15 protein-coding genes are annotated in these 21348 nt (G+C 60.2%); 9 read left to right on the top strand and 6 right to left on the bottom strand.

The features are described from left to right. Positions 1-89: 89 nt before the first annotated feature. Both FHW68_RS21810 and FHW68_RS21805 read right to left on the bottom strand, forming a co-directional pair. Complete coding sequence (locus tag FHW68_RS21810; RefSeq protein ID WP_095631252.1) at positions 90-305, bottom strand: hypothetical protein; 216 nt, start codon at positions 303-305, stop codon at positions 90-92. Between the two features lie 277 nt (positions 306-582). Beyond that, a complete protein-coding gene (locus FHW68_RS21805) occupies positions 583-2166 on the bottom strand; it encodes a peptide chain release factor 3 (protein WP_095631251.1) in 1584 nt (527 codons plus the stop codon). A 477-nt stretch (positions 2167-2643) separates the two neighbouring features. Between FHW68_RS21805 and FHW68_RS21800 the strand changes: the two genes are divergently transcribed. The 6 genes from FHW68_RS21800 (at position 2644) to FHW68_RS21775 (ending at position 10536) form a co-directional block, all read left to right on the top strand. Continuing rightward, on the top strand, positions 2644-3360 hold the full coding sequence (locus FHW68_RS21800) for an ABC transporter permease (RefSeq protein WP_095631250.1): 717 nt from the start codon (positions 2644-2646) through the stop codon (positions 3358-3360). A gap of 20 nt (positions 3361-3380) precedes the next feature. Further along, positions 3381-4274: a glycine betaine ABC transporter substrate-binding protein gene (locus tag FHW68_RS21795; protein WP_095631249.1), complete on the top strand. Its 894-nt coding sequence runs from the start codon at positions 3381-3383 to the stop codon at positions 4272-4274. A gap of 12 nt (positions 4275-4286) precedes the next feature. Beyond that, positions 4287-4940 (top strand): ABC transporter permease, encoded by a 654-nt coding sequence (locus FHW68_RS21790; protein ID WP_183683062.1) that lies wholly within the window; start codon positions 4287-4289, stop codon positions 4938-4940. Continuing rightward, the gene (locus FHW68_RS21785) at positions 4937-6094 is read left to right on the top strand and encodes a betaine/proline/choline family ABC transporter ATP-binding protein (RefSeq protein WP_095631248.1); all 1158 of its coding nucleotides are present in this window, start codon (positions 4937-4939) and stop codon (positions 6092-6094) included. Before FHW68_RS21790 ends, FHW68_RS21785 begins: the two co-directional genes overlap by 4 nt. A gap of 467 nt (positions 6095-6561) precedes the next feature. Continuing rightward, a complete protein-coding gene (locus FHW68_RS21780; RefSeq protein ID WP_008067252.1) occupies positions 6562-7725 on the top strand; it encodes a type III PLP-dependent enzyme in 1164 nt (387 codons plus the stop codon). 282 nt (positions 7726-8007) lie between these two features. Then, positions 8008-10536 carry a sulfite reductase flavoprotein subunit alpha gene (locus tag FHW68_RS21775; RefSeq protein ID WP_183683059.1) on the top strand — a complete coding sequence of 843 codons (2529 nt, stop codon included), beginning with the start codon at positions 8008-8010 and terminating at the stop codon, positions 10534-10536. A 171-nt stretch (positions 10537-10707) separates the two neighbouring features. On the opposite strand, the gene FHW68_RS21770 is transcribed toward FHW68_RS21775, so the two are convergent. Next, positions 10708-12249, bottom strand: coding sequence for an alkaline phosphatase (locus tag FHW68_RS21770; protein ID WP_095631245.1), 1542 nt, complete (start codon positions 12247-12249; stop codon positions 10708-10710). A 501-nt stretch (positions 12250-12750) separates the two neighbouring features. Between FHW68_RS21770 and FHW68_RS21765 the strand changes: the two genes are divergently transcribed. Together FHW68_RS21765 and FHW68_RS21760 are read left to right on the top strand one after the other, a co-directional pair. Then, positions 12751-14088 (top strand): S-type pyocin domain-containing protein, encoded by a 1338-nt coding sequence (locus FHW68_RS21765; protein ID WP_095631244.1) that lies wholly within the window; start codon positions 12751-12753, stop codon positions 14086-14088. Further along, positions 14088-14351 carry a bacteriocin immunity protein gene (locus tag FHW68_RS21760; protein ID WP_095631243.1) on the top strand — a complete coding sequence of 88 codons (264 nt, stop codon included), beginning with the start codon at positions 14088-14090 and terminating at the stop codon, positions 14349-14351. The genes FHW68_RS21765 and FHW68_RS21760 overlap by 1 nt, the downstream gene beginning before the upstream one ends. Positions 14352-14500: 149 nt before the next feature. Here the strand turns inward: FHW68_RS21760 and FHW68_RS21755 are convergent, their stop codons facing one another. Genes FHW68_RS21755 through ptsP form a run of 3 tightly spaced genes read right to left on the bottom strand, consistent with a single transcriptional unit; the run spans position 14501 to position 20051 of the window. Next, the gene (locus FHW68_RS21755) at positions 14501-16237 is read right to left on the bottom strand and encodes a PTS fructose-like transporter subunit IIB (RefSeq protein WP_095631242.1); all 1737 of its coding nucleotides are present in this window, start codon (positions 16235-16237) and stop codon (positions 14501-14503) included. An 11-nt stretch (positions 16238-16248) separates the two neighbouring features. Further along, entirely contained in the window at positions 16249-17190 is a 942-nt protein-coding gene (gene pfkB / locus FHW68_RS21750) for a 1-phosphofructokinase (RefSeq protein ID WP_183683057.1), read from the bottom strand. Further along, the gene (gene ptsP / locus FHW68_RS21745; RefSeq protein ID WP_183683054.1) at positions 17190-20051 is read right to left on the bottom strand and encodes a phosphoenolpyruvate--protein phosphotransferase; all 2862 of its coding nucleotides are present in this window, start codon (positions 20049-20051) and stop codon (positions 17190-17192) included. Before ptsP ends, pfkB begins: the two co-directional genes overlap by 1 nt. Before the next feature lie 301 nt (positions 20052-20352). On the opposite strand from ptsP, the gene cra reads away from it, so the two are divergent. Further along, positions 20353-21348: a catabolite repressor/activator gene (gene cra / locus FHW68_RS21740; protein WP_095631239.1), complete on the top strand. Its 996-nt coding sequence runs from the start codon at positions 20353-20355 to the stop codon at positions 21346-21348.

Below are 21348 nucleotides of genomic sequence, written 5' to 3'. Positions count from 1 at the left end.
GTATCGAGGCGCGTTTTTATCGAGTTGACCAGACCCCTCCGCCAGATTGCGCATCAGTCCGGCAGGAGGGGTTTTCTTTTGTCCGTCACTTACGTTTGCGTATCTTCCTCGTCTTCGTCCTCATCGACGTCCGGGTCGTCCTCATCCGATTCGGTCGCGGCGATCATCAGCTCGCTATGCACCCCTTGCCCGTTCAAAGCCTGTTTTTCATGGTTCTCACACTCTGCCCACGCCATCGCCGATGTGCCGAGGGACAGCAGCACCAAAACCTTAAGCAACAACACAATGCGTTGATAAATACTCATAGCCGATTCCATCCTTTTCTTGGGTGACGCGTGGATGCTGAAGGTACTGAGTGAAATCTAGTTCCGATTGACCGGGTTCTCCAGACAGGACACTACCGGGTAGCAGAAATTATCGTTGGCGGGGAGATTGGTTTGGAATAAGGGATATGCTGAACAGCAATTTCAACATCAGTGACGACTTGTGGTGAGGGAACTCGCTCCCTTGCCACAGGTAATTCATGGTCAATAAAAAACCCCGGAGCTTTCACAACGGGGTTTTTGTTTTGTAACTCAGCGCTTAATGATGCTCACGCGTCGCACGGAATTTCACATCCGGCCAGCGCTCTTCCATCAGCGCCAGGTTAACCCGGGTCGGCGCCAGGTAGGTCAGGTGACCACCCCCATCGACCGCAAGGTTTTCCACGGCCTTGACCCGGAACTCCTCGAACTTCTTCTTATCGTCGCAATCAATCCAGCGCGCGGAATAAACAGTGATCGGCTCGTACGAGCACTCGACCTTGTATTCCTCTTTCAAACGGCTGGCGACCACGTCGAACTGCAGCACACCGACGGCACCCAGGATGATGTCGTTGCTGCGCTCGGGGAAGAACACCTGAGTGGCGCCTTCTTCGGCCAGTTGCTGCAAGCCCTGACGCAGTTGCTTGGATTTCAGCGGATCACGCAGACGCACGCGACGGAACAGTTCCGGGGCGAAGTGCGGGATGCCGGTGAAGCCCAGGACTTCGCCTTCGGTGAAGGTGTCGCCGATCTGGATGGTGCCGTGGTTGTGCAAACCGATGATGTCGCCCGCAAAGGCTTCTTCCAGCTGCTCACGTTCGGAGGAGAAGAACGTCAGCGCATCGCCGATCCGTACGTCTTTGCCGGTGCGCACGTGGCGCATTTTCATGCCTTTTTCGTACTTGCCGGAGCAGATCCGCATGAAAGCGATACGGTCGCGGTGTTTCGGGTCCATGTTCGCCTGGATCTTGAACACGAAGCCGCTGAACTTCTCCTCAACCGGCTCCACCGTGCGCTCGTTGGCCACACGGGCCAGCGGTTTCGGCGCCCAGTTGACCACGGCGTCGAGCACGTGATCGACACCGAAGTTGCCCAGTGCGGTACCGAAGAATACCGGCGTCAGTTGGCCGTCGAGGAATTCCTGTTGATTGAATTCGTGGCAGGCGCCCTGCACCAGTTCCAGCTGATCAACGAAGCGATCGTACTCATCGCCCAAGTGCGCACGGGCTTCATCGGAGTCGAGCTTCTCGATGATTTTCACCTCGGTGCGCTCGTGGCCGTGACCGGCGGTGTAGACGATGATGTAGTCGTCGGCGAGGTGATAAACGCCCTTGAAGTCGCGGTAGCAACCGATCGGCCAGGTGATCGGCGCAGCCTTGATTTTCAGGACCGCTTCGATTTCGTCGAGCAGTTCGATCGGGTCGCGGATGTCACGGTCGAGTTTGTTGATGAAGCTGACGATCGGCGTGTCACGCAGACGGCAGACGTCCATCAGGGCGATGGTCCGTGGCTCTACACCCTTACCGCCATCGAGGACCATCAAGGCCGAGTCCACTGCCGTCAAAGTGCGGTAAGTATCTTCGGAGAAGTCTTCGTGCCCCGGGGTGTCGAGCAGGTTGATCATGTGATCGCGATACGGAAACTGCATGACCGACGTGGTAATGGAAATACCCCGTTGTTTTTCCATTTCCATCCAGTCGGAGGTGGCATGGCGGTCGGATTTTCGAGATTTCACCGTGCCCGCAATCGCAATCGCCTTGCCCATCAGCAAGAGCTTCTCGGTGATGGTGGTTTTACCGGCATCGGGGTGGGAAATAATGGCGAAAGTGCGGCGTTTCGCGACTTCGGCGGCCTGTTTGGTCATGGGAAATCGCCTGGCAGGTGATTCAAAAAAGGGCGGCGAGTATAGCGCAAACCGAGCCTGACAGACCACCGTTCGCCCTGTAGCAGCTGCCGAGCCTGTGAGGCTGCGTTCGGCGGCGCAGCCGTCGTAAAACCAGACGCTGCGGTGTATCAGGCAGACCGGGCATGCCGACTCTACGACGGCTGCGCCGCCGAACGCAGCCTCGAAGGCTCGGCAGCTGCTACATGAGGCGCGGGGTGGCTAAATGCTGTTAATTATGGAACCTTTTAAAAGGTGGAGGCGTCCACTCCCCTGTTACGACCCATCGTCAGGGGCTGAAAAATCAGCAAGTTAGCCTGACGGGGCTGCGCTTATGGCTCGATTTCATGCGGTTTCACGAGCATGAAGAGCTGCTTCTCGCGAACGTTGATTTCCCGGCAGCCAGGAATGGCATGCCACTCGGGACTGCGTCCGCCGACTGAAAAAAGGAGTCCGCCTGTGGCTATTCGCTATGGCAAAGGGCTGATAGGAGGTGCGGTTGTCGTCGCCCTTCTGGCCCTGCTGGTCCACTGGATTGGCATCAACACGATCGAACAGTACCGCGACGATTTGTTGTTTTACCTGCAAGCTCATCTGATTCTCGTCCTCGTTTCCATGCTGGCCGCCCTTGTAGTGGGCATACCCGCCGGTATCTTCCTCAGCCGCCCGACCATGGTTGGCCGCGCCGAACGCTTCATGCAGATCTTCAATATCGGCAACACCGTGCCGCCTCTCGCCGTACTGGCCATCGCCCTGGGTATCCTCGGCATCGGCAGCGGCCCTGCGATTTTCGCCTTGTTCCTCGCCTCACTGTTGCCCATTGTGCGCAACACCTACGAAGGGCTGAAAAACGTCCAGGGTTCACTCAAGGAAGCGGCCGTCGGCATCGGCATGACACCGACTCAGGTGCTGTGGCGGGTCGAACTGCCGAACGCCGTGCCGATCATCATTGGCGGCGTGCGCGTGGCACTGGCGATCAACGTCGGTACCGCACCGCTGGCGTTCCTGATTGGCGCCAACAGCTTGGGCAGCCTGATTTTCCCCGGCATCGCCCTGAACAATCAGCCGCAATTGCTGCTCGGCGCGGCCTGCACCGCCCTGCTGGCCTTGCTGCTCGACGGTCTGGTGACAGCCGCCAGCCGACTCTGGCTCGAACGCGGCCTGCGCCCGTCTTAAGCCTCGGCAAAGGAATATTCATGAAGACATTAAGCTTTTTAACAGGCTGCATTCTGCTGTTCGCAGGATTTGCCCAAGCCGCTGAAAAACCCGTGATCCGCATCGGCGCCCGGGTGTTCACTGAACAAACCCTGCTGGCGGAAATCACTTCGCAATACCTGCGCACCAAGGGTTACGACACCCAGGTGACCGGCGGCCTGGGCAGTAACCTGGCCCGTAGCGCCCACGAAAGTGGTCAGCTGGATTTGATGTGGGAATACACCGGCGTGTCGCTGGTGGCTTACAACCACGTCACCGACAAGCTTGATAGCGCTCAGTCCTACGCCCGGGTGAAAGAACTCGACGCAAAAAAAGGCCTGGTCTGGCTCACCCCGTCGAAGTTCAGCAACACCTACGCCCTGGCGCTGCCGGAAAACACCGCCAAGGCTTACCCGCAGATCAACACCATCAGCGAACTGAATGCCGTGTTGCAGGCCGAGGCGAAAAGCCCTCACCTCATCGCCCTGGACACCGAGTTTGCCAACCGCTCCGACGGTCTCGATGGCATGGTAGATCTCTACGGCATGAACCTGACCCGCAACAACATCCGCCAGATGGATGCCGGACTGGTCTACACCGCGCTGCGCAATGGCCAGGTGTTTGCCGGTCTGGTCTACACCACTGACGGTCGCTTGAATGCCTTCAAGCTCAAGTTGCTCGAAGACGACAAGCATTACTTCCCCGACTACACCGCCGCGCCGGTGGTGCGTCAGGTCTACCTCGACGCCCATCCGAAACTCGCCGAAGAACTCAAGCCGCTGGCCGAACTGTTCGACGACGCCACCCTGCGTCAGCTGAATGCGCGGGTCGATGTCGATCACGAAAGTCCTTCATCCGTTGCTGCAGATTTCCTGCGCCAGCACCCCATCCACTGAGGAGGAAAAGCCATGGAATTTTTGAACGCCTTTTCCCATCTCGATTGGTCGCAGGTTTTGCATCTGACCTGGCAGCACATCACCCTGGTTGGCATCGCCGTGACCCTGGCGATTCTGGTCGGCGTGCCGCTGGGCATCCTGATGACCCGTTTCCCGACACTGGCCGGTCCGTTGCAAGCCAGCGCCACGGTGTTGCTGACCGTGCCATCGATTGCGCTGTTCGGCCTGCTGCTGCCGTTCTATTCGAAATTCGGCCAGGGCCTCGGCCCGATGCCGGCGATCACTGCAGTGTTTTTGTACTCGTTGCTGCCGATCATGCGTAACACCTATTTGGCCCTGACCGGCGTCGAACCTGGCATTCGCGAAGCGGCGCGCGGCATTGGCATGACCTTCGGCCAGCGCCTGCGCATGGTCGAATTGCCGATTGCCGTGCCGGTAATCCTCGCCGGTGTGCGCACCGCCGTGGTGATGAACATCGGTGTGATGACCATCGCCGCGACCATCGGCGCCGGTGGCCTGGGTGTACTCATTCTCGCTTCCATCAGCCGCAGCGACATGTCGATGCTGATCGTCGGCGCCGTGCTGGTCAGTCTCCTGGCCATCTTCGCCGACCTGCTTCTGCAATGGCTACAACGCACGCTGACTCCAAAAGGACTCCTGAAATGATCGAACTTCAAAACCTCAGTAAAACCTTCCAAAGCAACGGCAAAGATGTGAAAGCCGTGGACTCGGTGAGCCTGACCGTCAATGAAGGCGAAATCTGTGTGTTCCTCGGGCCATCGGGCTGCGGCAAAAGCACCACGCTGAAGATGATCAATCGCCTGATCAAGCCAACCTCGGGCAAGATCCTGATCAACGGCGAAGACACCACCGACCTCGACGCCGTGACCCTGCGTCGCAACATCGGTTATGTGATCCAGCAGATCGGTCTGTTCCCGAACATGACCATCGAGGAAAACATCACTATCGTTCCGCGCCTGCTCGGTTGGGACAAACAGAAATGCCACGATCGCGCCCGCGAGTTGATGAGCATGATCAAGCTCGAACCCAAGCAGTACCTGACTCGCTACCCGCGTGAATTGTCCGGCGGCCAACAGCAGCGGATCGGCGTGATTCGCGCGTTGGCGGCGGATGCGCCGCTGCTGTTGATGGACGAGCCGTTCGGCGCGGTCGACCCGATCAACCGCGAGATGATTCAGAACGAATTCTTCGAGATGCAACGGGCACTGAACAAGACCGTGATCATGGTCAGCCACGACATCGACGAAGCGATCAAGCTTGGCGACAAGATCGCCATTTTCCGCGCGGGCAAACTGCTGCAGATCGATCATCCGGACACGCTTCTCGCGCACCCGGCGGATGACTTTGTCAGCAACTTCGTCGGCCAGGACAGCACCCTCAAGCGCCTGTTGCTGGTGAAAGCCGAAGACGCGGCGGATAACGCGCCCTCAGTGAGCCCGGAAACGCCAGTGGCCGAAGCGCTGGAATTGATGGACGAACTGGACCGTCGTTACGTGGTGGTCACCTGTGCCGAGAACAAGGCCCTGGGCTACGTGCGCCGTCGCGACCTGCACCGCCAGACCGGCACCTGCGCGCAATACCTGCGCGAGTTCAACGCCACCGCGGCCTACGACGAGCATTTGCGCATCCTGCTGTCGCGCATGTACGAGTTCAACCGCTCATGGCTGCCGGTGATGGATGCCGAGCGGGTGTTCCTGGGTGAGGTGACTCAGGAATCGATTGCCGAGTACTTGAGCTCCGGCAAGTCGCGTGGGGGCAAAACCAGCATTGTTTCGCCGGCCGAGACTGCTGTCGCCTGATCTGACGGTCTTCGCGGGCAAGCCTCGCTCCTACAGGATTTGTGGTGTGCGTTGATTTTTTGCACGACACCAAACCTGTAGGAGCGAGGCTTGCCCGCGAATGGGGCACCACCAATCCCTCCTGAACCCCCTCAAATATCCCTCCTACGGGAACATCACACTGTCATGCAGGTCGGTTACATCAGTAGCTCCCCAGGACCGCACGACGGAAGCGTGCAAAAACGCGACATTTTTTGTTGATCTCAAGCCCCTCACGCCCTAAAGTTCGCGCCGAACGTCCATGCTGGAAACGATCCATCCGGCTCAAGTACTGACGACGAGACAGCAAGGCCAAGGGAAGCACCGTTTCCCATGGCCTTTTTGCTTTCGGCGACATGCCTTGGGAAGTAGGCGAACCAAAGTGGGGATACGGAGGGCGTTCATTTGCACCCATTGATAATTTCAGTTTGCCAGTAGGAGTTCCCAGCATGTCGATCAACGTCGAAGACTATTTCGCGCGCGATACCTTCCAGAAAATGAAGGCCTTCGCCGACAAACAAGAAACCCCGTTCGTGGTGATCGACACCGCGATGATCAGCCAGGCCTACGATGACCTGCGCGCCGGTTTCGAATTCGCCAAGGTCTACTATGCAGTCAAGGCCAACCCGGCCGTTGAAATCATCGACCTGCTCAAAGAAAAAGGCTCGAACTTCGACATCGCCTCGATCTATGAGCTCGATAAAGTGATGAACCAGGGCGTCGGTCCGGATCGCATCAGCTACGGCAACACCATCAAGAAATCCAAAGACATTCGCTACTTCTACGACAAGGGCGTGCGTCTGTATGCCACCGACTCCGAAGCCGACCTGCGCAACATCGCCAAGGCAGCTCCAGGCTCGAAAGTCTATGTACGCATCCTGACTGAAGGCTCGACCACTGCCGACTGGCCACTGTCGCGTAAATTCGGCTGCCAGACCGACATGGCCATGGACCTGCTGATCCTCGCTCGCGACCTGGGCCTGGTGCCGTACGGCATCTCGTTCCACGTCGGTTCGCAGCAACGCGACATCAGCGTGTGGGATGCGGCGATCGCCAAGGTCAAAGTGATTTTCGAGCGTCTGAAAGAAGAAGACGGCATCCACCTGAAGCTGATCAACATGGGCGGCGGCTTCCCGGCCAACTACATTACCCGCACCAACAGCCTGGAAACCTACGCCGAAGAAATCATCCGCTTCCTCAAGGAAGACTTCGGCGACGAGCTGCCGGAAATCATCCTGGAGCCGGGCCGTTCGCTGATTGCCAACGCCGGCATTCTGGTCAGTGAAGTGGTGCTGGTGGCGCGTAAATCCCGTACCGCCGTCGAGCGTTGGGTGTACACGGATGTGGGCAAATTCTCTGGCCTGATCGAAACCATGGACGAAGCCATCAAGTTCCCGATCTGGACCGAGAAGAAAGGCGAGATGGAAGAAGTGGTCATCGCCGGTCCAACCTGCGACAGCGCCGACATCATGTACGAAAACTACAAGTACGGCCTGCCGCTGAACCTGGCGATCGGTGACCGTTTGTATTGGTTGTCGACCGGTGCTTACACCACCAGCTACAGCGCTGTTGAATTCAATGGCTTCCCGCCGCTGAAGTCGTTCTACGTGTAAGCGCTACACGCAGAAATCAAAAAGCCCATGACCTGTCATGGGCTTTTTTGTGTCTGACGTTCGAAGCTGTCGAGGTCGTTTTGCTATCGGTGTTTCCGCACCTGCGATAGACGGCTGATCAGCCACGACCGTCGAGCAGATTCTGCCCGGGCAACGCCTGAGCATCGAGCGCGCCTTCACGGGCGGCGATCAGGTTTTTCTGTGTAAAAAAGAATCTTTCTCGACAACTCACGGCATAATGCGCGCCGTGATGATGACTTTTGAACGAACAAGGCGAGCGACGTGTTGAAGAAATCCCTGTTCCAGTTGCACTGGTTTTTCGGCATCAGCGCCGGACTGGTCCTGGCCCTGATGGGCATCACCGGGGCGGCGGTATCGTTCCAGGATGAAATCCTGCGGGCGTTGAACCCCTCTGTGCTGCACGTCGAGAAGCAGATTGCTGGCGTACTGCCGCCTGCCGAACTGGTGGAGAAGATCGAAGGTGCCTCGGGCAAAAAAGTCTCGATGCTCTGGGTCGAGACCGACAGCGGCAACGCCGCGCGGGTGATCTTTACGGCGCCCCCCGGTGAACGTCGCGGGCCGATGCGTTACTTCGACCCGTACACCGGCGAGTTCATGGGCGACGTCACCGGCCAGGATTTCTTTGGCCTGATGCTGCAACTGCACCGGGTTCTGGCCATGGACGATATCGGCCGGCAGATCACCGGTGCCTGTACCCTGATCCTGGTGTTCTTCTGCCTGTCCGGCCTGTACCTGCGCTGGCCACGCCAGTGGAAAAGCTGGCGGGCCTGGCTGACCCTCGACTGGAAGAAAAAGGGACGCGGCTTCAACTGGGATTTGCATTCGGTGGCCGGTACCTGGTGCCTGGTGTTCTATCTTTTGGCAGCGCTGACCGGGTTATTCTGGTCGTACGAGTGGTACAACAAAGGCCTGACCCGGCTGCTTTCCGATTCGCCGCAGAACGAACGAGTGCGCAGTGGCCGCGGTCCTGCGCCAAACGGCCCAGCCCCCACCGCCGATTACAGGGCGATATGGAGCAGCATCTACAGCGCTGCCGGCCCAGGGCTTGCCTCCTACAACGTCCGAATGCCGCCCGTGGCCGGACAACCGGCAACCGTGTTCTATCTGCTGCAAAACTCCCCTCACGACCAGGCGCGGAACCAGCTCACTCTCGATCCGGCGACCGGGATCGTCAGCCGGCATGACCGCTACAGCGACAAGAGCCTCAAGGCGCAGCTGCTGACCAGTATCTATGCGCTGCACGTCGGCAGTTACTTCGGGATGATCGGACGGATTATCCTGACGATCGCCGCGCTGACCATGCCAGTGTTTTTCATCACCGGCTGGTTGCTGTACCTGGACCGCCGACGCAAGAAACGTCAGATCCAGGAAACACGCAAAGGCCTCACGCAACCGGGCAGTGATGCGCCGGCATGGCTGATTGGCTTCGCCAGTCAGAGCGGATTCGCCGAACAGCTTGCCTGGCAGACTGCCGGACAACTGCAGGCCGCCGGGTTGCCGGTGAAGGTCCAACCATTGGCCAATGTCAGCCAACAGGATCTGCAGGATTCCAGCAACGCGCTGTTTGTGGTCAGCACCTTCGGCGACGGTGAAGCGCCGGACAGTGCCCGAGGATTCGAACGCAAAGTGCTGGGCCGGGCGCTGAGCTTCGACAGCCTGAACTATGCCGTGCTTGGCCTCGGCGACCGTCAATACCAACATTTCTGCGGCTTCGCTCGCCGCTTGCACGCATGGCTGGGCGAAAACGGCGGCAAGACTTTGTTCGCTCCGGTAGAAGTCGACAGCGGTGACCCTTACGCCCTGCGCCACTGGCAACAGCAACTCGGCCTGCTGACAGGCCAGGCGCCGGTGGATACCTGGCAAGCGCCAAGTTACGACAACTGGACCCTCACCCACCGCGAATTGATGAACCCGGACAGCAGCGGTTCGCCCGTGTATTTGCTCGGTCTGAGCGCTCCCACTGCCAGCAGTTGGCTGGCCGGGGATCTGGTGGAAGTGCTGCCACGCAATTGTCCGTGGGCCATCGAGCATTTCCTCGACGGTTTGGGGGTTGATGGCCGGGCCATGGTTGAGTTCGATGGCCTGTCGCAAACACTGGAACAAGCCCTGGCCAGCCGACAACTGCCCGAAAACCGCACCCATCTGGTTGGCCTGCACGCGCAAGCGCTGGCGGACGCTTTAGTGCCGTTGTCCATGCGCGAATACTCCATCGCCTCGATCGCCGCCGACGGCGTACTGGAATTGATCGTGCGTCAGGAGGTGCATGCCGACGGCAGCCTGGGGGTCGGTTCCGGCTGGTTGACCGAACACGCTCCCGTGGGGAGTAGCATCAGCTTGCGGGTACGCCGCAACAGTGGCTTCCATCTGCCGAATCAACCGGTGCCGATGATCCTGCTGGGCAACGGCACTGGCCTTGCCGGGTTGCGCAGTTTGCTCAAGGCACGGATTGCCGACGGGCAGCAGCGTCACTGGCTGCTGTTCGGCGAGCGTCATCGCGAGCACGATTACCTGTGCCGCGCGGAACTGGAAGAGTGGTTGATCAACGGTGATCTGGAGCGGCTGGACCTGGCGTTTTCCCGGGATCAGGCCGAGAAGATCTATGTGCAGGATCGGCTGCGCGAATCTGCCGACGAGTTGAAAAAATGGCTGGCCGATGGCGCCATGATTTACATCTGCGGCAGTCTGCAGGGAATGGCTTCAGGGGTGGATCACGCGCTCAACGAATTGCTCGGCATTGAGGAGGTCGAGCGATTGATCGAACAAGGCCGCTACCGCCGCGACGTCTACTGACACCCTTGATCCCCTGTAGCTTGCCTGCGATGAGGCCATCACATCCAACGTTGATCGTTCCCACGCTCCGCGTGGGAATGCAGCCCGGGACGCTCCGCGTCCCACAACAGCCGAACGCAAAGCGTCCGTTGAGGCATTCCCACGCAGAGCATGGGAGCGATCGTGCAGTCCTCAAACCGGCTGCAACTTACGCTCAAACACCCCCACCCCATCCAGATCCCGCAACACCACACTCATCTCCCCCGTCTGCCCATCGATGTTCACCTCGCCAAAAAACTGAAACCCGGCAAACGGCGAGGTGTTCTGCGCCGGTGGTGCTTTCTCGAACACCACTTCGGGGCCGAAGGTTTTATCCAGCGCATTCGGCCCGAAGCTCCCCGCATTCAACGGCCCCGCGACAAATTCCCAGAACGGTTCGAAGTCCTGAAACGCCGCGCGGTCCGGGTGGTAATGGTGCGCCGCACAGTAATGCACATCCGCCGTGAGGAACACGAAATTACGCACCCGCTGCGCCCGCAGAAAACCGAGCAGTTCGGCGATTTCCACTTCACGGCCCTGAGCCGGGCCAGGGTCACCATTGGCCACCGCTTCCCACCGCGCCACACCGGGGCTGACTTCACCATCGGGCACGCCGAGGCCGATGGGCATGTCGGCGGCGATGACTTTCCATTGGGCCTGGGAGCCTTTCAATTCGCGTTTGAGCCAATCCAATTGTTCGCGACCGAGAAACGCTTTGGCGGCACCCAGGTTGTCGTCATTGGCTTGGCGATAACTGCGCATGTCGAGCACGAACACATCAAGCATCGGCCCATAACTCAGCTTGCGATAAATCCGCCCGCCGTCATCGGCACTCTGCAAGCGCATCGGCGCGTACTCCAGCCAGGCCTGGCGCGCGCGACCCACCAGGCTGTGGATATCTTTGCTTTTGTAGCGCTCATCCAGCTGCTTGCCCGGCGACCAGTTGTTCACCACTTCGTGGTCGTCCCATTGCCAGATCTGCGGCACTTCAGCGTTGAAGCGGCGGATGTTTTCATCCATCAGGTTGTAGCGGTAATTGCCGCGATAGTCGTCGAGGGTTTCGGCGACTTTGCTCTTGGCTTCGCTGGTGAGGTTGCGCCACACCCGTCCGCTTTCGGTGGTCAGTTGCGCCGGCACCGGGCCGTCGGCGTAAATGGTGTCACCGCTGTGGATAAAAAAGTCCGGCAGGCGCAGACGCATGGCTTCGTAAATGCGCATGCCGCCAATGTCCGGGTTGATGCCGAAGCCCTGCCCGACCGTGTCGCCGCTCCAGACAAACCGAATATTCCGTCGGGCGGTTGGCACACTGCGCAGATGACCGAACCAGGGTTCACTGGCGACACCGCTCTGGGCGTCTTCGAAATACACGCGGTAGAAAATTGCCTGATCGGCGGGCAGGCCAGTGAGGTCGACCCGGGCAGTGAAGTCGGTGCGGGCATCGGCCAATGGCGAAACGAATCGACGAGGATTACTGAACAGGCTGCGGGTGTCCCATTCCACCACCATCCGCGCCGCACGGTCGCAACGGCTCCAGATCATCGCCCGGTCGCCCAGCAGGTCACCAGACTGCACGCCATCGGTGAGTTGCGGCCGATCCTTGACCGAAGCGATCACCGCCGGGGCCATGCCAGGCATCAACAGCCCGGCCCCGACGGCTTGCATGACACGACGGCGGCCGAGGTCGAATTCGCTCATGGTGTTCTCCCTGAAAAGGAAAACTTAAGCATGGCTGCATGAAACCGGTATGACAGGATCTTCGCCGACTTAATGAAATGCACAACTTCTGTGGCGAGGGGGCTTGCCCCGTTCGGCTGCGAAGCAGTCGCAAACCCGGCAAACACGGTGTGTCTGACATAACGCAGTTGCAGGTTTTGGGGCCGCTGCGCGACCCAACGGGGGCAAGCCCCCTCGCCACAAAAACCCTTCCACAGTCGGTGTTTTAGCCGGGTGCAGCCTTCGGCCGCTCCTACAGGTTCGATGTACGCCGCAATATCGCGGTCGAACACAATCCCGGGTAGGAGCTGCCGAAGGCGCCATTCACCGGGCCACAGTCGAAACCGAGCAATAGCCCTTCCTCCCCCAGCAACAACCTGAAATAGGAAATTTCAGCGCCGCTTTTGGGAAACGTCCTAACGCCAGCCCCTTCGCTCTCCGGTTAGGTTCGAGGCTCCCCTAGCCACATGCAGAAAAGCACCAATGGCGCGCAACAAGGACATCCCCCAATTCTGGGAATATTCCAGCGGTGGCGGCGGCAGCGGAATCGGCATCCGCTACCTGCGCGACATGACCCCGACCGAGCTGGCCGAACGTGACGCCAGACAAAAAGCCTACGACGACATGCTCGCCCGACAACAGGCGTATGAAAATCGCCTCGTCAGGCAAGTCGAAAAACGCAAGCAAGCCGCCAGCAACGGTTGCGTGTTCACCAAAAGCTGCAACCTCCCTGACGGCGTCATCAATCACAGCAACCCCGCCGGGTTTGTCCCGGTCGAGAGACTGGCCGACTACGGGGCGTGGGCCGTACTGGGCACTGGCGCAGCGATTACCGCCGAAGGCATACCGCTCAAATGGGTGGCCGGCTCGGCCACCGGCAACGCCCTGGCCCAGCGTCTCGGCGGATCCCTTGCCCTCAGTCTGCTGACCAGTTCAACGGCGGTGGCAACCACTGCGGCGGTCGGCACCGTCGCGCTCTTGATACCGAACACCAGCCTTTCCCCCGACAGTGCCTTCTACAAGAAAGAGCAGTACGCGGAGCTTGATAGCGGGCGAACTCGTGTCCGCCTCAACTTGAAAACCTTGCCGGACGGCTCCATCAGCGCTTACGGCTTCTACACGGGCGGGAAAAAAGACTGGGAATTTGTCCCGGTCATCAAAGCCGCCCGAGAGGGGGAACATTTTGTCGCCGATATCGGCAACGGCATTGGCCTGATCTGGACTCCCGCAGCGAGTCCCGATGATCTGCCGCGCATTCCTGCACTCGAAGGCGCCCCGCCCCTGCCGACGATATGGGTATATCCGCCCACCGAACAAGCCAACAAGGCCCTGGTGAACCCGGAGCATCCGCCCGAGTATCAGGATGCGATTATCTGGTTTCCTGCGGATGCGGGGCTTGAGCCAATCTACATCGTACTCAATGCACGGTATGAACCTGGTGGGGTTACGGGGGTGGGCGAGAATGTGTCGGGTATTTGGCTTGCTGGGGCTGGCACAGCGTTAGGCGCCCCCATTCCAACGCGGATTGTTGATCAGCTTCGTGGCCGACAGTTCAGTAGCTTCGACGCATTCAGGAAAGCGTTCTGGATAGCAGTAGCCAATGACTTAGAGTTAAGTCAGCAATTCAATTCACGCAACCTGTCCGGCATGGCGAAAGGTTTGGCCCCCGCATCCCCCAAAATCGAGCATGTAGGAAAACGAATTGCTTTCGAATTGCACCACGTGGAACCAATCATGGATGGTGGCGCCGTATACGATGCTGACAATCTGCGAGCTGTCACGCCAAGGCGCCATATCGACATACACAGAAGGGTTGAATAATGGATTTGAAGAACAATCTTGCCGAGTACACAAAACAGGAATTCAAAGCGCTGATTGGCGCTATCGACGATGCCGAAATAGAGGACGACCGGGGGAAGTTGGTGGAGCATTTCAACAGGATCGTGCCGCATCCAGCAGGGAGTGACTTACTGTTCTATCCAGAAGATGGAGCAGATGACTCGCCGGAAGGAGTCGTGCAGACAATCGAAGACTACTGCGCGTCCAAAGGCTTGCCAGGTTTCAGAACTGATCCTGAAAACTGAAGTCATGAAGCCGCCGACCTGGCTCAATATCGAGATGACAGGAAAAAGACCGCAGCCTTCGGCAGGTCTACAGGTTCGATGTACGCCGCAATATCACGGTCGAACACAATCCCGGGTAGGAGCTGCCGAAGGGCTGCGATCTTTTGCTGTTAAGCGTTGGCCGGTTCCAGCGCCAGTTCTACCGTTTCCGGCCGCTTGAGCAGCGCATACGTCACCGCCGTCAGCAAACTCCCGGCCACGATCGCCAGCAGATACAACAGCGCATGGTTGATCGCGTTCGGAATCAGCATCACGAACAAACCGCCGTGGGGTGCCATGAGTTTGCAGCCGAAGTACATCGACAGCGCGCCCGTCAGCGCACCGCCGGCGATGCTCGCTGGAATCACCCGCAACGGGTCTTTCGCCGCAAACGGAATCGCGCCCTCGGAGATAAAGCACAGCCCCAGCACCAGCGCCGCTTTACCGGCCTCGCGCTCAGTCTGGGCGAACTTGCGCCGGGCGATGAACGTGGCAATACCCAGACCAATCGGCGGTACCATGCCGGCGGCCATGGTCGCGGCCATCGGTGCATAACTTTGCGATGCCAGCAGCCCCACCGAAAACGCGTAAGCGGCTTTGTTGATCGGCCCGCCGAGGTCGATGCACATCATGCCGCCCAGCAGCACACCCAGCAGGATGGCATTGGTGGTGCCCATGCTGTCGAGGAAGTGCGTGAGCCCCGCGAGCATCCCAGCCACTGGTTTGCCGACCACGTAGATCATCACCAGACCAGTGAACAGGCTCGCCAGCAACGGAATGATCAGGATCGGTTTCAGCGCCTCAAGGCTCTGGGGCAAACGTGCATAGCGGTTGATCGCCTGGGCGGCATAACCGGCGATGAAACCGGCAATGATCCCGCCGATGAAACCGGCCCCCAGCGTACTCGCCAGCAAACCGCCGATCATCCCCGGCGCCAGGCCCGGGCGGTCGGCGATCGAGTAGGCGATGTAACCTGCCAGCAACGGCACCATCAATTTGAACGCAGTGTCGCCGCCGATCTGCATCAGCGCGGCCGCGAGCGTGCCCTCTTCCTTGAACGCAGTGATGCCGAACACAAAGGACAAGGCAATCATCAGACCGCCCGCCACCACCATCGGCAACATGTACGACACACCGGTCAGCAAGTGTTTGTAGATGCCGGTCTTCTCTTGCTTGGCCGGGCCTTTGGCCCCGGTCGAAGCGCTTTCCTGTTTGCCCTCGGCCAAGGCTTTGTTCAGGGTCGCTTCGGCCTGTTTCAGGGCAATGCCGGTGCCGCAACGGTAGATTTTCTTGCCCGCGAAACGCTCGGTGGCCACGTCAATGTCTGCCGCCAACAGCACCACGTCGGCATCGGCAATCGCCTCGGCGCTGAGTGGATTGCGCGCGCCGACCGAACCCTGGGTTTCCACTTGCAAGTCGTAGCCCAGACGCTTGGCCGCTTGCTGCAAGGCTTCGGCGGCCATGAAGGTATGGGCGACCCCGGTCGGGCACGCGGTGACAGCCACTAGGCGTGGCACCTGTTTACCCACGGCAGGTTCGACGGCGACGTCGGGCGCGACGTAAACCTCGGCTTCTTCCACCCCACGCCGCAGCACCGCTTCGACATCTTGCAGGGCCTGGGCCGGGGTGCTCTGGAATACCCGTTTACCGACAAACCGCGACATATCCACAGGCGTGCTGGTGACCAGCAACACCCACTCGGCGGCTTCGAGGGTCGCAGCTGACAGCTGCCGTTCCGGATGGGCCGCATCAACGACTTCGACACTGGTGCTCCAGCCCTGACGCTGAGCCGCTGCATCGAGCAGACGGGCGCACAGCACACTGGTGACCATACCGTTCGGGCAGGCCGTAACAATGGCTAACTTCATGACAAACCCTCTTATTGTTCGGTCAGGGGACGCACGCGTACGCCCTGTTCAAGGTGCGCCAGTTGCGCCGTGTCGCCGATACCAAAACCGATCTGGGTAACGGCCATGGCGGCAATCGCAGTGGCGGTGCGCAAGGTTTGTTCGGGTGTATCGGCACTGAGCAAACCGTGCAGCATGCCCGCCAGCAACGAGTCACCCGCACCGACAGTACTGACCACGCTGACTTTGGGAGGCGAGGCGTGCATGGCCGAGCCGACACTGAACCAGTTCACCCCGTCGGCACCGTCGGAAATCACCACGTGCTCGATACCATGCGCATGCAAACGGCTCGCGGCCTCGGCTTGGGCGCCCACCGAAACCACCTCGCAACCCAGCGCCTGCGCCAATTCTTCGGTGTTGGGTTTGATCAGCCATGGGCCGGCCGCCAGACCTGCGCGCAAGGCTTCACCGCTGGTGTCGAGCGCCACTTTCAAACCGCGTTTTTTCAAGCGCTGAATCATCTCGCGCAACCACTGAGGGCTCACCCCCCGGGGCAAACTACCGGCAATCACGACCGCATCATGCCCGGGAGCGATCTGGTCGAGCCGATCGAGCAAGGCCTGCTGCGCCGCTTCACTGACCCTCGGCCCGGGGCCGTTGATGTCGGTGATGCGCCCGTCGCTTTCCGCCAGTTTGATGTTGCTGCGAGTCTCGCCGGGGACACGGACAAACGCGTCGGTAAACCCGCGTTTGGCAAACAGGGTTTCGAACGCCTGAAGGTTATCTTCCCCGAGAAAACCGCTGACGGTCAGCTGATGCCCGAGGTCGGCCAGCACCTGCGCCACGTTCACCCCTTTGCCGGCAGCGTGGGTGTGCATTTCGTCGCTGCGATTGACCTGACCGGGTGCAAGGAGCGGCAATTGGACGGTGAGGTCCAGCGCCGGGTTAAGGGTCAGGGTTAAGATCTTGGCCATTACAGGGCCTCCACTAATGCACGGACTTCGTTCGCGCTGCCCACGGCCAGGGCCTCTTGGGCAAGGGTTCGAGTCTGGGTCAGGCTGAGTTCACGGATACGCGCCTTGACCTCGGCGATGCTGCGCCCCGACACACTCAACTCATCCACACCCAGTCCCACCAGCACCGGTACCGCCAGCGGATCGGCCGCCAGCTCACCGCACACACCGACCCACTTGCCGTGAGCATGAGCCGCACGCACGGTGATGTCGATCAGCTGTAGCACCGCCGGATGCAAACCATCAGCCTGGGCCGACAAGGTCGGATGACCACGGTCGATGGCCAGGGTGTATTGCGTCAGGTCGTTGGTGCCAACGCTGAAGAAATCCACTTCCTTGGCCAGCACCGGCGCCAGCAAAGCAGCCGACGGCACTTCGATCATGATCCCCAGTTGCAGGTCCGCAACCGGGATTTCCAGGCGCAGACGTTCAGTCATATCCCGCGCCTGACGCCACTCATCGACGCTGCCGACCATCGGGAACATGATCCGCAACGGACGGTTGTTCGCCGCACGCAGCAAGGCGCGCAATTGCGCTTCCATGACCTGCGGACGTTGCAGAGTCAGGCGAATGCCGCGCACGCCGAGGAAGGGGTTTTCTTCTTTCGCGATCGGCCAGTACGGCAGCGGTTTGTCACCACCGACGTCAAGAGTGCGCACCACCAGCGGTCGACCGGCCAGGCCATCGAGCACGCGTCGGTATTCGACTTCCTGGGTCGTCTCGTCCGGCGCTTGCGGGTGGGCCATGAAAATCAGTTCGGTGCGCAGCAGGCCAATACCTTCGGCGCCCTGCTCCACCGCACTGGTGACGCCGGCGCTTTCGCCGATATTGGCGAATACTTCCACCGCGTGGCCGTCGGTGGTCAGCGCCGGCTGATGGCGCTGTTCAGCCGCGGCTTTCAAGCGCAGTTCGCGGGTGTCGCGTTCTTCGGTGGCGCGCTGCAAGGTGGCGGCATCGGCATCTACGTGCAGGCGACCACGTTGACCATCGATCAACAGCGGCGTGCCCGGTTTCAGCAGCAACACCGCGGCACCGGCGCCCACCAGCGCCGGAATACCGAGTGCTCGCGCGACGATGGCGCTGTGGGCCGTGGCACCACCGCGAGCGGTGAGGATGCCGGCCACGCGCGTCGGGTCGAGACGTGCCACGTCGGACGGGCCGACTTCATCCATCACCAGAATGTACGGTTGCTCCGGCTCGGCCGGCGTTTCGACGCCACTCAATTGCGCCAGCACCCGACGGCCAATGTCGCGCAAGTCGGCGGCACGTTCGGCGAGCAAGGCGTCCTGCAGCGATTCCTGTTGTTTGGCCGCCGCCTCAATCACCGCCATCCACGCTGCTTCGGCGCTTTCGCCTTGCTTGAGGCGGGTGTCGACTTCATCGGTCAGTTCCGGGTCGTCGAGCATTTCCTGATGGGTAATGAAAATCTCGCGAATCGCTTTGGCCTTGCTGCGCTCTATCAGGCCTTCGATGTCGCGACGCACATCTGCCAACGCTTGTTTGAGACGTTCGCGCTCGATGGCGGCGGACTCACCGCGCAGCGGGTAATCGATGACTTGCAGCACTTGAATATGCGCCGGGCCGATGGCGATCCCCGGGGCAGCAGCAATCGCCTGAATCAAACTGCCGGAAGCCGGTGCAAGCAGCACTTCGGCAACATCGGCGATCACTTCACGCTGTTGGCTCACTGCCGGCAGCGGCTCGACTTCTTCACCGAGGCCTTCTTCGATGGCCGCCAGCAAGGCCGGCAAGGCATCGGCGGCGATGGTCGGTTCGGCGATGAATTCCAGCACCTGACCGCGACGGGCGCCGAGGCTGAGCAGTTTGCTCAAACTCTTCACCGACACCGCGCTGTCGTGGCCATCGACGATGCGCACGCGGATTTCACCTTCAAAACTTTTCGCCAGTTGCGCAAGAATTTTCGCCGGGCGCGCATGCAAACCGTGGGCGTTGGCCAAGGCAATGCGCGCGCTCGGCCAATCCGCCGGCACTTCACCACCCAGCACTTCCAGCACCGCGCGACTGCTGGTGGCACGGCCCAATTCATGGCCACGGCCTTCGATCAGCAACGCGCAAAGGCGTTCGAGCAGCGCCTGATGGGCTTCACCGAGGCTGGCCAGGCAGAACAGACCGCTCAACGGCTGACCGAGGTAGCGCATGGGTTTGTCCGGGGTAACGAACGCCAGGCCCGGACGCTTCACCGTTTGTTCGCTGTGCAGCCACCACAGGCCATCGCCCAGCGGCAGCGCGTCGACCTGCTGCAAGACGCCGGCAAAACCGTTGCTCACGCAATCGGCCTGACGCAGCAAACGGGCACCGCGCCAGACCAGTTCTTCGAAGTCATCGGCGGAGACGCCGAGGCCGATCATCTGTGCGTCCAGCGCCAATTCCTGCGGCGCGCCTTGCAGCAGTTTCAACAAGGCTTCGGCGGAACTGGCGCGGCGCAGGGCCTGGCCCAGGTCGGTTTCACCGAGGGCGCGAGTCAACAGTTGCAGCAGGCGCAAGTGTTCATCGGATTTGGCGGCGATACCAATGGCCAGATAAACGATCTGGCCATCGCCCCAATCCACGCCGTCCGGGAACTGCATCAGCCGCACGCCAGTGGCGAACACCTGATCACGGGTTTGCGGGGTGCCGTGGGGGATGGCAATACCTTGGCCGAGAAAGGTCGAGCCCTGGGCTTCCCGGGCCTGCAAGCCCGCGAGGTAGCCGTCGGCCACCAAGCCATCGGTCACGAGTCGGTCAGCGAGTAATTGCAAGGCGGTGGCTTTATCCACAGCCGACTGGCCCATGGATATTTGCTCTATGGTGAGCTCGAGCATGCTTTCTCCTTTTTGGCGCCGTGTGACGCCAGGTATTGTTTTGATTGATTCAGCTTAGGCCCTTTGGGAGCGCCTTTTCAGGGGCAGTTTTGGCGGTTTTGCGGCAGAACCGTTCAAAGCGACCTGGAACGTAGAAAATACGCCTGCTGAAACGTTTAATCTAGAATGTTAGGCACGTTACTCGATAATGTCTCATCCTTGAAGTCCAATTGTCGGATGTGCTGCCACAATGATCGCCTGCCGAATCGGGTAGGATTGGCGAAAATGCCGGGCACGCTCGAATAAACAAGGAAATACCGGGTTGAAACTCAGTGATATTGCACAGTTGGCCGGCGTCTCCGTGACCACCGCCAGTTATGTCATCAACGGCAAGGCCGAACAGCAACGTATCAGCAGCGCCACCGTCGAGCGCGTGCGAGCAGTTGTCGAACAACACGGCTTCACTCCTAACCCTCAGGCCGCTGGACTGCGCAGTCGGCATACCCGCACTTTGGGGTTCATTCTGCCGGACCTGGAAAACCCCAGTTACGCGCGAATCGCCAAACTGCTGGAACAAGGCGCCCGGGCTCGCGGCTATCAGTTGCTGATCGCCAGCTCCGACGATGCGCCAGACAGCGAACGGCAATTGCTGCAACTGTTCCGCGCCCGCCGCTGCGATGCGCTGATCGTCGCCAGTTGCCTGCCGGCCGGCGACGATAGCTATCGCCAGTTGCAGGCCAAAGGCATTCCGATCATCGCCATCGACCGGGTGATGGAGCCCGAGCACTTCTGCTCGGTGATCAGTGACGATCGCGAAGCCAGTCTGCACCTGACCCGCAGCCTGCTGGACCCGTTGCCCAAGCAGATCGCGCTGATTGGCGCGCGTCCCGAATTGAGTATCAGCCAGGAACGGGCGGCGGGCTTCAAGGAAGCGCTGAACGGCTTCAAAGGCGAAGCGCTGATCGAACACGGCGAGTCGTTCAGCCGTGAGTGCGGCAAGCAATTGATGGAAGAGTTGCTTCAGCGCCTGGGCCATTTGCCGGATGCGTTGGTGACCACCTCCTACGTGCTGCTTCAGGGCGTGTTCGATGCCTTGCATGACTTCCCGCTGAAAACCCGCCCGCTACGCCTGGGCACTTTCGGTGATACGCAGTTGCTGGACTTCCTGCCGCTGCCGGTCAACGCCATGTCCCAGCAGCATCAGCTGATCGCCGACAAGGCGCTGCAACTGGCGCTGGCGGCCATCGAACAGGCCGATTACAAGCCCGGCGTGCAGGCCATCGCGCGGACCTTCAAGCAGCGAATTCTGCAGGGCTGA

It is taken from the genome of Pseudomonas sp. Tn43 (genome assembly GCF_014192635.1).
Taxonomy (GTDB): Bacteria; Pseudomonadota; Gammaproteobacteria; order Pseudomonadales; family Pseudomonadaceae; genus Aquipseudomonas.
The sequence above is the reverse complement of the archived record's forward strand: the minus strand, read 5'-3'. Positions and strand labels throughout refer to the sequence as shown.